The sequence below is a fragment of the Shinella daejeonensis genome, assembly GCF_024281235.1.
Taxonomy (GTDB): Bacteria; Pseudomonadota; Alphaproteobacteria; order Rhizobiales; family Rhizobiaceae; genus Shinella; species Shinella daejeonensis.
Genome location: NZ_JAHWXY010000003.1, coordinates 232522 through 247368, shown reverse-complemented (window position 1 = coordinate 247368; position 14847 = coordinate 232522). Strand labels below are relative to the sequence as shown.

Below are 14847 nucleotides of genomic sequence, written 5' to 3'. Positions count from 1 at the left end.
CGGGCGGATCGTCGGAAGACGGGTCAAGCCGCTGAATTCCCGGGCATAACCGGCTGGTTTGCGGTCTCGGCGGGCGGGAGGCATTGACCCCGGCTCCTGGCGGGGCGATTGTCGCGCCATGCCTTTCCGCTTCATCCATACGGCCGACCTGCACCTCGATTCGCCGCTTGCGTCGCTGGCGCTGCGCAATGCCGACCTCGGCGAACGGGTACGCAGCGCCACCCGCATGGCGCTGGAGCGGATCGTCGATCTCGCCATCGCCGAGACGGTCGACGCCGTGCTGATCGCCGGCGATCTCTATGACGGATCGCAGACCTCGATGGCGACGGCGCTGTTCCTGATGGAGCAGATGCGCCGGCTGGATCAGGCCGGCATCCGGGTCTACCTCATTCGCGGCAACCACGACGCCCAGTCACAGATCACCCGCGAGCTGACCTTTCCGCCGAATGTCCACGTTTTCGACGGGCGCGGCAAACCCGTGCTGGCCGGCCGGCTTGCCGGCGGCCGGGAGGTTCATGTTCACGGCATCAGCTTTGCCCAGCCGCATGCGCCGTCCTCGCTGCTGCCGTCGTTCCGGGCGCCGGTCGCCGATGCGGTCAATATCGGCCTCCTGCACACCAGCCTCGCCGGAGCCTCGCGGCACGACCCCTATGCGCCTTGCAGCGTGGCGGAACTGGAAGCCCACGGGTTCGATTACTGGGCGCTCGGCCATATCCACCAGCGCCGCGTGCATCGTGAAAAGCCGTGGATCGTCATGGCCGGCAATCCGCAGGGGCGCGACATCAACGAAAACGGTCCCAAGAGCGTGACGCTGGCGACGGTGGCCGACGACGGCGGCATCGCCTGCGAGGAGCGCCCCGTGGCGATCGCCGTCTTCGAACGGCTGACGGTCGACCTTGCCGGCGTCGAGGATTGGCGTGAGATGCTGGAGCGGGCGGAAGCGGCGCTGGCGGCCGGCCGGCAGGCGGCCGGCGCGCCGCTCATCGGGCGGCTGACGCTGACGGGCGCCACGCCGCTGGCGTGGCGGCTGCGACGAGACGAGGATCTGGTCGTCGGCGAATTGCAGAACCTTGCCGCATCGCTGGGAGAATGCTGGGTCGAGGCGGCTGAACTGGCGGTCACAGCGCCGGTCGACGAGCGGACGGACATGGCCGGCCCGGTCGCCGAGCTCGGCCGGCTGATGCGCGACGATGTCGTGCAGGCCCATGCCTATCGTGAAGACCTGCGGGGGATGCTCGCCGATCTCCTGCGGCAACTGCCGCGCGAGGCGCGCGCGCTGCTTGCCGCCGACGAGGCGGCGGAGGATGCGTTGCTGGACGACATCGTCACGGACGGCTGTGCGGCCGTGCTCGCCCGGCTCGGCGCGGAAGGAGCGGAAGGCTGATGCGGCTCGACCGGCTGGATCTCGTCCGCTACGGCAAGTTCACCGACCGCAGCCTGGACTTCGGCGCGCGGCAACCCGGGCGGCCGGATTTCCATCTCGTGCATGGACCCAACGAAGCCGGAAAGTCGACGCTTTTTTCTGCCTATCTCGACCTGCTCTTCGGCATCGAGAAGTCGAGCGCCTATGGCTTCCTGCATCCCTATCCGGTGATGCGCGTCGGCGGCCGGCTGACCGTTGCGGGCGTGGTCCAGGAGGCCTATCGCATCAAGCGCAATCAGGGATCGCTGGTGACTGGCGACGAACGGGCGCTGCCCGATACGTTGTTTTCGTCCGTGCTCGGCGGCATGGATCGTCCGGCCTATCGGGCGATGTTCTCGCTCGACGACGAGAGCATCGAGAAGGGCGGCGAGGATATCCTGCGCAGCGAGGGGGAACTGGGCGCGATGCTCTTTTCCGCCAGTTCCGGTCTTTCGGATCTTGCCGCGGGCCTTGCGGCGCTGAAAGGCGAGGCGGATGATTTCTACCGGCCGCAGGCCCGCAAGCACCGGCTCGGCGCGCTGAAGGGGGAGATCGAGGCGCTGCGCGAGGAACGCAAGGCGCTGGACGTGGCGGCGCGCGACTACGGCGTGCTTTTGCGTGAACGGGATAACGCGACCGCCGGCCATGCGACGGCCTTGCAGGGGCGCAACGAACTGCGGGAACGGCTTGCCGCGCTCGAACGCAGCCTTGACGCGCTGCCGCTGCTTGCCCGGCTGCGCCTGCTGCGCGAACAGCTTGGAACCTTCGATCTCGGCGAGCCGCCGCCGCCCGGCTGGCGGGCCCTGAGCGGGGAACTGGCGCGCGAGGAAGCGGAAATCGGCGCGCGGGCCGCCCGCATGGACGCCGAGCGCCTGCGGCTTTGCGAAACGCTCGCCGCCCTTCCCGACGATCCGGCCGTACTGGAGGCGGAGCCGGAGATCGCCAGCCTGTCCGGCTCGGATCTGGAAGCCCGTTTCCGCACGGCCGACCTCGACCTCGGATCGCGCGAGGCGGAGCGGGACCGGCTGGACGCGGCCGTTGCGGCATTGCTCGCAAGCCTCGGGCTTCCCCCGCAAACCGATCCGCGAACGGCGCTTCTGCCACCCGGCGCTGTCGAACGCCTGAGCACCCTGTTTTCAAGGCGTTCCGGCCTGCTGGAGCGCCTGGATGCGGCCTGCGCCGAGCGGGACGAGGCGGAGCGGGCGCTTGCCGAAGCACGTCGGGCGGCGGGTGTCGACGACGGGCAGGGCGATTCTTCCGAAGACCGGGCCTTCGACGCCCTGTCGCTCGCGGTGCGGGCGGCGCGGGCCGGCGATGTTGTCACCCGGCGACGGGAGGCGCGTCGGCAGGTGGCGCTGGCCGAAGAGGCGCTTGCGGCGGCCGGCCGGCGTCTGCATCCCTGGGCGGGCGATCCGGCGGCATTGCCGACCCTCGCCGTCCCCTCCGCGGCGCTTCTCAAGGATCTGCGGACCCGTTTCGAGACGGCGGTCGACGCGTGCCGGCAGGCCGACCGGGAACGGCTTGAGCGGGAGCGGGAAGCGGCGATGCGCGGTGCGGCGCTGGAAGCGCTGCTGAAGACCGCCGGCGTTGTCGGCTCCGGCGAAGGGGAGAGCCTGCGTCGGGCGCGCGACGAGGCCTGGCGCAGTCACCGCGCCCGGCTCGACGCGGAAAGCGCGGCAACCTTCGAACGGGCATTGCAGGCGGACGACCGGGCGGTCGACGCGCGGCTCGCCCATGCGGACCGGCTCTCGGAAATCCGGCTTGTGGAACGGGCGGCCGCCGAGGCCGAGGCGCGGCGCGACGCGCTTCGGGAAGACGGCGAGCGCGTGGAGGCGGCGCGGAGCGCCGTCGCGGCGGAAATCGGACGATTGGCGGAAGACCTCGGTTTGCCGCTGGAGACGACGGTCGATTCCATTGAGACATGGCTGACGCACCGGCAGGAGGCCTTAACGGCGCAGGAGACGCTGGCGCGGCTGCGCATCGACGAGGAACTGGCGACGAAGGAAGAACGCGCGGCCTTCGCACGCCTTGCCGGCCTCCTTGAATGGCCGGGGCCGGAGGGCGCATCCTTCGAGGAAATACTGCTGGCCGCCGAGGATCGGCTGGCGGCGCTGCGGGAGGCGCGGGCGCTACGCCATGCCGCACGGGACGCGGCCGAACGGGCCGAAGAGCGGTTGACGGAGCGTCGGCGCGTAGCCGACGAAGCCGGGAAGGCGGCCGCCCTGTGGCAGGACAACTGGACAGGCGTCATCGCCGGCACCTGGCTTTCCGGCCCGCTGGCGCCGGCCGATCCGGAGCGCGTCGGCGGGCTGCTGCCCGTCCTGCAAACGCTCGCGCAGCGGCTGGAGCAGCGCGAGGAACTGGAACACCGTATCCGCGCCATGCGCAACGACCGGGACGACTATATCCGCGGAGCCGGCGACCTTGCCGCGCGTCTCGGCATGGACGCCGGGGCTCCGGCGGAAACCATGGCCGCCATCGGCCGGCGACTGGAGGCGGCAAGGGCCGGGCGGCAGCGGCGGCAGGAACTGGAAGCGGCGTTCGAGCGCCTTGCCGGGGACGAGGCGGATCTGGAAGAACGCCGTTCGATCCTGGAGGCGCGGCTTGCCGAGATGTTCGAATGGCTCGGCTGCGGCTCGCTGGTCGAAGCCGACCGCCTGCTGGACGCCCATCGCCGCCGGCAGGATATCATCGAGCGGGTGGACGAGACGGCGCGCGATCTCATGCGGAAGATGCGGACGGAGACGGTGGAGGAGGCCGAAGCGGCGCTCTCCAGCGTCGACGAGGCGCAACTGGCCGCGGAACGTCTCGATCTTGCCACGCAGGCCGAGGCGGCCGAAGGCGAGGTCGAGCGTCACCATGCGGCACGGGTGCGGGCGGAGGAGGCTCTGGCGGGCGTGGCCGGCAGCGATGCCGCCGCCGCGCTGGAGGAGCGCCGCCGCACCGCCTTGCTCGAAGTGGCGGAAGGTTCGCGGCGCTATCTGGCGATGCGCGCCGGCGCGCTCGCCGCCGAGCAGGCCCTGCGTCTTTATCGCGAACGGCATCGCAGCGTCATGATGGACCGCGCCTCGGAGACCTTCCACATCATTACCGGCGGCCAATATACCGGCCTGTCGACGGTGATGGAAAAGGACAGCGAGTTTCTGGTGGTCAACGCCGCCGGCGGCGGTTCCAAACTGGCGCGCGACCTTTCCAAGGGCACGCGTTTCCAGCTCTATCTGGCGCTGCGAGTCGCCGGCTATCATGAAATCGCCGCAAGCCGCGAGACCGTCCCCTTCGTCGCCGACGACATCATGGAGACCTTCGATGACGAGCGCGCGCTGAATACGTTGAGGGTCATGGCGAATATGGCGATGAGCGGGCAGGTCATCTATCTGACGCACCATCAGCATTTGCGCGATCTCGCACGGGAGGCCTGCCCGGATGTCTCGATCCATGAGCTTTAGCGGTCTTGTCCCGCATCCCCGAACTTGACTTGGCGGACGGTAAATGGTTCTTGGCGCAGCATCCGAACCTGTGCGGACTCCGCTTCGCCAGGGCAACGCCGGCGCTGACGTCGCAAGCGGCGTGCCGAAGACGAGCGGGCCAGAGACAAACTGGCCGGAGACGAATTGGCCAGAAACGGGCAGGCATGACGAAAAGGACCGCAAGAGAGAAGGTCGTCCGGGAGCGCCATTTCGCCCCCGCAAGCCTGCTGCTGCTGTTCTTCGGCCTTTTCCTTGCGCATTTCCTGCCCGTCGATGCGACGCTTTCGCCGGTTTCCGTCGCCCCCGCGACGGCCGAGGGCGGACTGGCCCCGGCACCGCTCGTCACGGATGACGAATTCCTGTTCCCGGCGACCGGTCACGCAGAACGGCGCGGCTGGTACGCCAAGAAGGGCTTTACCGGCGGCGACGCGGCCGGCAAGGCGCTGGCGGCCCGCGCTGGCCCCGCCGCCTATCCGTTCGAGCCGCATTCCCGGCTGACGCCATACGCGCCCGACGAGGACGCCGCCGTTTCCCCGGCTTCCGCCGGCTTCCGCAGCCGCGCGCCTCCGTCCCTCTTTCTTTAAAGGCCTCGTGGCGCCGCCGATGGCTGCGCCGACCGACCAGAATCCCGGAAGCCGGGCGTAGACGCGGATAGCGTATGCCGGGCTCTTTCCAAATCGAAGTGGATCGACTCCATGCGCATTTCCAAATGGCACCTTCTGACCTATGCCGCCATCATCCTGTTCGGGGTGCTGGCGGCCGTGCCGAACGTTCTCACACCCCAGCAGCAGGAAGTGTTCGGACGTTTCCTGCCCGCCAAGCCCGTCACCCTCGGCCTTGACCTCAAGGGCGGCTCGCATCTCGTTCTGGAGGTGGATTCGGCCGCCCTGCGCAAGGCGCGCATGGACACGCTGCTGAACGATGCGCGGGCCATCCTGCGCACGGCCGGCGAACGCGCCTCCGCCGCGCGCCTTGCCGGTACGACGCTGACGATCACGCTTGCCGATCAGGCGGCGCGGGACAAGGTGCTGCCGGAGGTGCGCAAGCTTGCCGCGCCGACAGGGACGCTCGGCTTTTCCACCGGCGCGTCCGATATCGATGTTTCGTCCTCGGGCGATACGATCACCGTCGTGCTGACGGAAGCCGGCATCAACGAGCGCATGTCGGCGGCCGTCGAGCAAAGCCTTGAGATCATCCGCCGCCGTGTCGACCAGGTGGGTGTTGCCGAGCCGCTGATCCAGCGCGTGGGCGGCGACCGCATTCTCGTCCAGCTTCCGGGCCTCCAGGATCCGACCCGCCTGCGCCAGCTGCTCGGCTCCACCGCGCAGATGAGCTTCCACATGGTCGACCAGACGGTGGACCCGAACAGCGTTCCGCCGCGCGGCGTGATGATCCTGCCCGGCGCCAACGATGACAACAGATACGCGGTCGAGGAGCGCGTCGCCATCTCCGGCGACCGGCTCGCCGACGCCAAGGCCGGCTTCGACCAGCGCACCAACGAGCCGATCGTCTCCTTCAGCTTCGATTCCACCGGAGCGCGCCTGTTCGCCGATATCACCAAGGCCAATGTCGGAAAGCCCTTCGCCATCGTGCTCGACGGCAAGGTTCTGACCGCGCCGGTGATCCGCGAACCGATCATCGGCGGACAGGGCCAGATCTCCGGCAACTTCAATCCGCAGGAGGCGACCGTGCTTTCGGCGCTGTTGCGCTCCGGCGCGCTGCCCGCGCCGCTCACCATCATCGAGGAGCGCACGGTCGGCCCCAACCTCGGCAGCGACTCGATCCGCATGGGCCTCTATACCGGTCTTGCCGGCTTCGTCGCGGTGGTCCTGCTGATGCAGGTCCTCTACAGTTCCTGGGGCCTCATCGCCAATGTCGGCCTCATCCTGCATACGATCATGACGATCGGCGTGCTCGGCCTGCTCGGCTCGACCCTGACGCTGCCCGGCATCGCCGGTATCATTCTCGGCATCGGCATGGCGGTGGACGCCAATATCCTCATCAACGCCCGCATCCGGGAAGAGACGGCGGGCGGGGCAGGGGCCATGAAGGCGCTCGATCTCGGCTTCAACCGCGCCTATGCCACCATCGTCGACGGCAATATGACCACCATGGTGGGCATGATCCTGCTCTTCATGTTCGGCAGCGGCCCGGTGCGCGGCTTCGCCATCACCATGATCATCGGCATCGCGATCTCGATGTTCACCTCGATCACCGTCGTGCGCCTGCTGATGCGGGATGTCGTGACGCGCCGCAAGATGAAGAAGATCGAGATCCATTCGATCTTCGGCAAGGTCTGGAGCCTGCCGAGCTTCTCCTTCATGCGCGGCCGCTATATCGCCATCGGCACCTCGGCGGTCATCTCCACGGCCTCGATCATCCTGTTCTTCACGCCTGGCCTCAACTACGGCATCGACTTCGTCGGGGGTATCCAGGTCGAGGCCACCTCGAAGGATCCGATCGACCTGTCGACGTTGCGCGCCAGGATGGAAGGGCTGGAACTTGGCGAAGTGGCGCTTCAGGAATTCGGACAGGGCACCTCCGTCCTCGTCCGTGTCCAGCGTCAGCCGGGCGGGGAAGAGGCGCAGACCGCCGCCCTCCAGAAGGTCCGCGACGGTGTCGCCGAAGTCATTCCGGACGCCAATTTCGAGCGCACGGAGGTGGTGGGGCCAACCGTCAGCACCGAACTGGCCCGTTCCGGCTTCCTGGCCGTCGGGCTCGGCATGCTGGCGATCCTGATCTATATCTGGTGGCGGTTCGAATGGCATTTCGCGGTGGGCGCCATCGTGACGCTGATCCTCGACATCACCAAGATGATCGGCTTCTTCTCGCTGATGCAGATCGACTTCAACCTGACCGCCATCGCCTCCGTGCTGACGCTGATCGGCTATTCGGTGAACGACAAGGTCGTCGTCTACGACCGCATGCGCGAGAACCTGCGCAAGTACAAGACGATGCCGTTCTCTGAATTGATCGACCTGTCGATCAATCAGGTGATCATGCGATGCATCTTCACCTCGATCGCGATCGTCGCCTCGCTGCTGCCGATGGCGATCTGGGGCGGCGACACGGTCAAGCCTTTCGCCTGGCCGATGATCTTCGGCGTCATCGTCGCGACGACCTCGTCGATCTATATCGGCGGCCCGATCCTGCTGTTCCTCAGCCGCTGGTTCAAGGATCGCGAAGGCGTGCGCGCACCGAAGGGTGGCCAGATCGCCGAAGGCTGAGCGTCTTCAGCCTGAAAATGAGAACGGGCGCCCTTGGGCGCCCGTTTGCGTTTGAGGACCGTTACGGCGCAAAGCGGCCGAGACTGAAGGTTGCGGGGTCGACGCCTGCCTGCCGGAGCGGGCCGGGCAGCGGGCTGCCGGTGATCAAGGATGCGGCGAGGCTGCCGAGAGCGGGCGAGGTAAGGATCCCGGAACCGCCCTGGCCGGCCAGCCAGAAGAACGACGGATCGTCCGGTGCCGCGCCGACGACCGGCAGGCGATCGGGCGAGAAACTGCGCATGCCGGCCCAACTGCTGGCGATGCGGCGCACCGACAGCGTGGTGGCCTCTTCGAGGTAGTGGGCGGCATAGGCGATGTCGAGTTCCTCCGGCTGCACGTCGCCGGGCGGGCAGGGCGTCTCGTCGGCCGGCGAGACGAGCAGTCGCCCGGCGTCCGGCTTGAAGTAGAAACTGTCGTCGATCTCGTTCATCTCCGGCAAGCGTTGCGCGTCGACGGATTCCGGCAGGTCGACGGTGATCGCCGTGCGGCGATGCGGCACGATCCCGAGGGCCGCCAGACCGGCCATCTCGGCGATGCCGTCCGCCCAGCCGCCGGCGGCATTGACCAGAAGGCGCGCGTGGACGGTTCCCGCGGCTGTCTCGATGGACCAGCCATCGCCTTGCCGTTTCAGCGCGTGGCAGCGATGGCCTTCGAGGATTTCCGCTCCTTGACGGCGCGCTTCGCGCGCATAGGCCTGAAGCAGTGCGTCGACATCGATGTCCCAATAGTCGGGATCGAAATAGGCGGCCTTCACATAGACGGGGTCGAGGATCGGCGCGCGGGCGTGAAGCGCCGCCGCATCGAGCCATTCGACGGCGACGCCGAGCGCCTGCGTTTCGGTGAACCGGGCGCGCAGCCTTTCCTCCTTGCCGTCTCCGGCGAAAACGACGCAGCCCCGGGCCGTCAGCAGCGGCACCGGCGCAAAGCCCTCCGGCGGTGTCGCCAGAAAGCCGAATGCGGCCTGCGCCAGCGCGTTCACGGCCGGAAGATTGTCGCGCAGCGTGAACTCGGCGGCCGAGCGGCCGGTGCTGTGATAACCGAGCGCGTTTTCCTGTTCCAGCACTGCGACGGACCGGTGCGGCGCCAGAAAACAGGCGAGCGATAGTCCCGCCATTCCGCCGCCGATGATCGCTACGTCGAAAGTCCGCATGCCATTCCCCGCTTGTTCCGTCTCCGGAGCATTTTCGGTGACACACGATCACCTGCAATCGCTCCGGTTTTTGTTTTCCCGCCTTATCCGACGCCGAAGCGATCCCGCTCCGACTGGAAGTGCTCTTTGTTCTAGCCGTATTTCCGAACGCAAAACCGTTTCACACTTTTGCTGGAAATGCTCTAGGTCTACGAAAGCATGGACCATTCTTCAAATTTATAGGCGTGAAGATCGTTATTGATCGGCTTTATGCGTCCTGTCCCCAGGACCAGGGGGCCACCGGGGCGACATGGCCGAGGAAAACCCGTTCGGCGGGGTTCAGCGCCGCGCCGGGATTGGTGATCCGGAATGTGTCCGTCTCCGGCAGGTCATCATAGGGCGGCAGTTGCCACACTTCGCCCGCTTCGACGGCCCGCGCCGCCAGATGGACGGGCAGCATGCCGATGCCGGCGTTGGCGACGACGAGGCGCAGCACCTCCTCCACGTTGAAGGCCAGTGCCCGCACATGCTGGCCGAAGGAGCCGATGGCGCGCACGGCGGTCACGGGTCCCATATGCGGCCCGCCGAGCACGTCGGCTAGGAAACTGACATAGGGTTCGCCGCGCAGATCCTCGATTGTCACGCCGGCGACCCCGAACAGCCGGTGGCCGCGTCCGCAATAAAGGGCATAGCGCTCGCGGCAGAACGGCGCCTTGTCCAGTGTTTGCGGAATGATGCCGTCGGAAAGGCCGAGCGTTGCGACGCCGCGCTCCACCGACCGGATGACGTTCGTCGTCGTCTCGACGACGATGCCCACCGTCACGCGCGGATGGAGCCGGAAGAATTCGGCGATGGCCCGGTCCCATTCGGGGTTCATCGCATGGCTGACGGTATGGATGGCGATATGGCCGGACACCGCCTCGCTCGCCGCCTCCATCGCCTCGGGCAGGCGCACGACGGCGGTGAACATGTCGCGGCACAGCGCATTCAGCCGCGCGCCGGCTTCCGTCAGCTCGAAGCGGCCCGGGCTGCGGTCGATCAGCCGGTGCCCCACCGATTGCTCCAGCCGCTTCAGCGCCATGCTGACGGCAGGCTGTTGCAGGAGCAGCCGGTTGGCCGCCCGGGTGATGCTGCCTTCCTCCACCACCACCGCGAAGGTGCGCAGCAGGTTCCAGTCGAGATTGTGGGCGAAACGTTCGAGACGGTTGATCGGCATGGGCCGACGCTAGAGCAAATCGCGTGAAAGCGCGACGTGATTTTGGAAGGGAGCCGGAGGGGCGCGGCGGGAACGGGATTCCCCTGTCGTCCGTGGCGGGAGGATGCCGGCTGCCCCGTCCCCTTCGACCGATGGGCGTGAAGGAGACGGGGGCGGCGGGCAGGGCCGGTTCACTTCATCGTATAGACGTCGATGGAGAAATATTTCTCGTTGATCTTCTGATAGGTGCCGTCCGCGCGAATGGCCTTGAGGGCGGCATTGAGCCGTTCGCGCAGGTCGTTGTCTTCCTGCCGTACGGCGATGCCGACCCCGTCGCCAACGAACTTCGGATCGGTGACCGGTTCTCCGACCAGTTCGCAGCAGGCCATTCCGTCCTCGTTCTTGGTCACCCAGTCGAGCAGCGGGATCATGTCGCCGGCCTGAAGGTCGAGGCGGCCGTTCACCATGTCGAGATTGACGTCGTCCTGCGTCGGATAGAGCTTGATGTCGGCGTCAGGGTAGACTGCGGCGGCATATTCGGACTGTGTCGTGCCCGATTGCGCGCCGATCGTCTTGCCCTTCAGCGCCTCGTTGGAAAAATCCGTCAGGCCGGATCCCTTGGGGGCGGCAAGCGTCATGGCGGCGAGGTAATAGGGATCGGTGAAGGATACCTGCTGCTTGCGCTCTTCGGTGATGAACATCGATGCGATGATCATGTCGTATTTCCGGGCGATCAGCCCCGGGATGATGCCGTCCCAGTCCTGCGCGATCACCTTGCATTCCGCCTGCATCTGCTTGCAGAGCGCCAGGCCGATCTCGACGTCGAAGCCGCCGAGATTGCCGGCCGAATCCTGGAAGTTGAAGGGCGGATAGGCGCCCTCCGTGCCGATTGTCAGCGTTTCGGCCGATGCGGCGGCGGCAAGGAGCGTCGCGCCGGAAAGGGTGAGAGCCAGTATGGTCTTCTTCATGGTTGTTCCCCGATGTCGTTATGACGATGCGGAACGGTAGCGCGCGCCCGCGCATAAGCGAAATAGATAGGCTTTATGTTTGCTATTCCGTGGGTTGATGACAGGGCGCGGCCGCGCTGGGCCAATGCGGGCGTTCGCAAATGACTCGACGTCTCAGAAAAAGCCGCCAGCCGGCTGAATCGATTCGGAAAACGCCGCCGGACTTGCGGTTCACACGGCCTTTCGGCCACTCCATGGTCCTCCGGCAAGGAGGCGATCCGTTATGGCCTGTGCCGCGGCGTCGGTTCCGGCCCTCGAATAGAAGTTGCCCCGGACCTGATAATGCGCGGCCATCACGCGGAAGAAGGCGGACACGAGCGCCGGATCGGGCGGGAGAGGATCGTTCCAGAAGGCGTTGAGCGTGCCCGGATAGCTGAGGCCGGGCGTGTCGAAGACGGCCGATCCGAGCGTCTTGACCGGCTTTGCAAGACGGAAGGCGGAAAGGGCGGAGGTGGAATTCACGGTCACCATGCCGATGGCGGCTGCCGTGAGCGAGTGGAGATCGCCGCCGTCGATGACATGGATCCGTTCGGCCAGGCCAAGTCGCTCGGCCGTCTCCCGGACGAGGCCGTTCCAGTCGATCAGGCCGTTGTCGAGCGGATGCAGCTTGACCAGAAGCTGATGGTCGCTCCGCGCATGGCGCGAAAACGAGTCCAGCACCAGCCGGATCGCCTCTTCCTGCCCGGAAAAGGGCGAGTGGGCGCGGATCTGGTAGTCGGTCTGCAATTGCAGGGGATAGACGAAGAAGCGGGCCTGCGCGCCGAGCAGGCGGCGGGTGACGACCTCGACCCGGGCGTTCGTCTTCCGCCGGCGGGCCAGCCGCCGCAGCCAGCCGGCATATTCGGCAAGCGGATGGAACAGCGCGTGGCGCTTGTAATGGGGATAAAGGAACCACAGGAAGACGTTCGGCAGGTTGTAGAGGAGGTCGTAGGCGGCTTCGGCGAGAAAGGTCTGGCGGTAGCGCGCCGTTCCGTCCGGCTCCGGCAGACCGTCCGCCAGCGCGAGAATTTCCTCCGGATTGCGCGGGAAATGCGAGTTGGAAGACATGCCGTCGCGCTCGAAGGTCACCCAATCGGGACGCAGATAGCCCATTTCGACCACATAGACGGGGATTGCGAGCGCTCTGGCGGCGGCGGTCGCCGCCTTGTGGCAGGGGCGCTCTTCCCCGAGCAGGATCAGATCGCTGACGCCATTCTTCTCCATGAAGGCGCGCACGAACGCCGGCCAGTTCTCCGACCGGCCGCGATAGCCGGTCGCTCCGGGCCGCCGCCAGAAGATCCGGTCGCCGGCGTTCAGATTGATGCGCAGGCAGATATGGCCCGCCGCTTCGAGGCGTTCCGCGCATTTCATGAAGATGGGTGAAGACGGACCCTGGAGGAAGAGGAAGACCCGCCGCTTTGCGGCCGCGCCAGCCTCGGTCCCGGCCGCGCTCATTGCCGGCTCCGGCGCTGGGCGTCCGCATAGGCGAAGGCGGAGGCGAGCAGGTTCCACGGGGCTTCCTCGCGCGGGGCGGGCGGTTCGGCGGCCGTATCCGCGTCGCGGGCGCTCGCCAGCGGCGTGATGACATAATCCGTTCGCGGGTCCGGGAAGGGATCGGCGAAGGCTTTCAGCAAGGGGGCGTGATCGCCGTAGAATATCAGCCAGACCGGACGGTCCAGCGTATCGAGCCGGTCCATCAGCAGACCGAGCGAATGATCGGCCCGTCTCAGGAGTTCCGTATAGATTTCGACGGGATTCGTCAGCGGGCCGCAGCGCCCCGCCTCCCAGGGACCGTGATTGGCCATGGAGGCGACGAAGAGGAAGGCCGGCTGTTCCGCGTCGAGATCGTCGACGATGTCGATCACCTTTGCCGTCAGCGCCTGGTCCGAAACATAGGGGCCGTCCGTGCGGGGATCATGGGCGAAGGCGTCGAGCATCGACATCGCGTCGAAGCCGAGGGCCGGAAGCGCCCGGTCGCGCAGGAAGAACGACTTGTCGTAGGGGTGGATGAAATGGGTGAGCCAGCCGGCCCGTTTCAGCCGCATCGGCCAGACGACATCCGCATAATGGGCGGCGCGCAGGTAGGGATGGCTGGCGTCCACATAGGCGTCCTCCGGTTGCAGGCCGCTCAGCACCGCAAATTCGGTCCGCAGCGTATAGCCGCCCTCGAACACGCTCGTCATCCGTCCGGATTGGCGGGCGCCGGCCCGCGCCCGGTCGAGATTGGGAAGATGAAGGTCCCCGACGCCGAAGTGCCTGAGGTCGATGAAGGATTCCGACTGCCATACGACGACCAGCGGTGCGCCCTGGGGATGGCCGAACCCCGTCGCCTCGCCCAGTTCGTGAAAGGCGTGTTGCAGCGTCGCTCTCAATTCGGCGAGGATGAGGGCACGCCGTTTTCCGAGCCAGATGATGAAATGGTAGACGATCGAGGCGAAGGTGCCGAAACGCACGGTATTGGCCCGCAGGTCGAGCGATTTCAGCAATCGCTCGCTGAAGCGGACAAGCCTGGCGTTCACGGGCTTCACGAACAGCAGGAGCCAGGGGCCATAGGCGACGACGAACCCGGCGAGGATCCACAGTGCGCGGTTGCGCTCGGGCAGGACGGTCGGCTCGAAGTAGAAATAGAGCCCTGAAGCGCCGAAGACGTAGGTGCAGGCGGCGATCCAGAACACCACGTTCAGTTTCGTGGCGTAGAAGATCGTCTTGTATTTGAAGACGTCGATGACGAGCGCGATGTCGGAAAAAACCAGCGGCTCCCGGATGAAGATGAATTTGGCGCGCGAAATCGCGGTGAAGATGATGAAGAAGCTCATCGTGCCCTGCGCCGCGTAGATCGGCCGCCAGGAAATCGCGAAAAAGCCGGCGAAGACGAGGGCGATGACGGGCAGGCGAGCCAGATATTCGAGCACGGCCCGGGAGCGGGAGCGCTGTATCTTCGCATATTGCTTGTGGACGACATGCCGCGGCAGGGCGAAGCCGTCCGTCAGATAGACGATGACGCAGGCCCACAGGTAGCAGAGGGCCAGAAGCACCGGCGTGTGGCGTGCGAGAACGTGCAGGAATTCGGGGATGCGCGTATTTCCTTTTCAAGGACCGGACGCCGCGCGGCGTCCGATGTGATCTCCTGGCCTTACGGCGCGCGATGGCGCCGTCTCCTGCCGTGCCTTGCCCGCAAGACGCCGGGAGGACGTCTCGTCTTTCCCTTCCACCGGCCGGCAATCCCCGCTTTTATCGGAAAGTCGTCCCCGAAATCAATCGAGGCGCATCGTTATAACCGGTTCGAATCCACACGTTTGTGGCGAGAAAAGGTCGCGGAGGAACACGTTATGAAAGGTCTGTTAAGGCTTTTTACTTGCCACGGCGGATTGCCATCCTGTATTCCAATGAATTGATACGAAG

At 66.4% G+C, this 14847-nt stretch carries 9 protein-coding genes; 4 read left to right on the top strand and 5 right to left on the bottom strand.

The window, feature by feature from the left end; genetic code table 11:
• Nucleotides 1-118 precede the first annotated feature (118 nt).
• The 4 genes from KYK29_RS11805 (at nt 119) to secD (ending at nt 8096) form a co-directional block, all read left to right on the top strand.
• On the top strand, nt 119-1384 hold the full coding sequence (locus tag KYK29_RS11805) for a metallophosphoesterase family protein (RefSeq protein WP_254691090.1): 1266 nt from the start codon (nt 119-121) through the stop codon (nt 1382-1384).
• Nucleotides 1384-4848: an AAA family ATPase gene (locus KYK29_RS11800; RefSeq protein WP_254691089.1), complete on the top strand. Its 3465-nt coding sequence runs from the start codon at nt 1384-1386 to the stop codon at nt 4846-4848. Before KYK29_RS11805 ends, KYK29_RS11800 begins: the two co-directional genes overlap by 1 nt.
• Nucleotides 4849-5033: 185 nt before the next feature.
• Nucleotides 5034-5453 carry a hypothetical protein gene (locus KYK29_RS11795; RefSeq protein ID WP_254691088.1) on the top strand — a complete coding sequence of 140 codons (420 nt, stop codon included), beginning with the start codon at nt 5034-5036 and terminating at the stop codon, nt 5451-5453.
• Nucleotides 5454-5564: 111 nt separating this feature from the next.
• A complete protein-coding gene (secD, locus tag KYK29_RS11790; protein ID WP_254691087.1) occupies nt 5565-8096 on the top strand; it encodes a protein translocase subunit SecD in 2532 nt (843 codons plus the stop codon).
• A 61-nt stretch (nt 8097-8157) separates the two neighbouring features.
• Here the strand turns inward: secD and KYK29_RS11785 are convergent, their stop codons facing one another.
• The 5 genes from KYK29_RS11785 to KYK29_RS11765 all read right to left on the bottom strand — a co-directional run bounded on the left by KYK29_RS11785 (nt 8158) and on the right by KYK29_RS11765 (nt 14480).
• Nucleotides 8158-9285, bottom strand: a complete 1128-nt coding sequence (locus tag KYK29_RS11785) for an NAD(P)/FAD-dependent oxidoreductase (protein ID WP_254691086.1) — start codon at nt 9283-9285, stop codon at nt 8158-8160.
• 247 nt (nt 9286-9532) lie between these two features.
• Nucleotides 9533-10480 (bottom strand): LysR family transcriptional regulator, encoded by a 948-nt coding sequence (locus tag KYK29_RS11780; RefSeq protein ID WP_254691085.1) that lies wholly within the window; start codon nt 10478-10480, stop codon nt 9533-9535.
• A 170-nt stretch (nt 10481-10650) separates the two neighbouring features.
• Nucleotides 10651-11427, bottom strand: coding sequence for an ABC transporter substrate-binding protein (locus KYK29_RS11775; protein ID WP_254691084.1), 777 nt, complete (start codon nt 11425-11427; stop codon nt 10651-10653).
• Between the two features lie 210 nt (nt 11428-11637).
• Complete coding sequence (locus tag KYK29_RS11770) at nt 11638-12900, bottom strand: capsule polysaccharide biogenesis protein (RefSeq protein ID WP_254691083.1); 1263 nt, start codon at nt 12898-12900, stop codon at nt 11638-11640.
• Nucleotides 12897-14480 (bottom strand): LTA synthase family protein, encoded by a 1584-nt coding sequence (locus KYK29_RS11765; RefSeq protein ID WP_254691082.1) that lies wholly within the window; start codon nt 14478-14480, stop codon nt 12897-12899. Before KYK29_RS11765 ends, KYK29_RS11770 begins: the two co-directional genes overlap by 4 nt.
• Nucleotides 14481-14847: the final 367 nt, after the last annotated feature.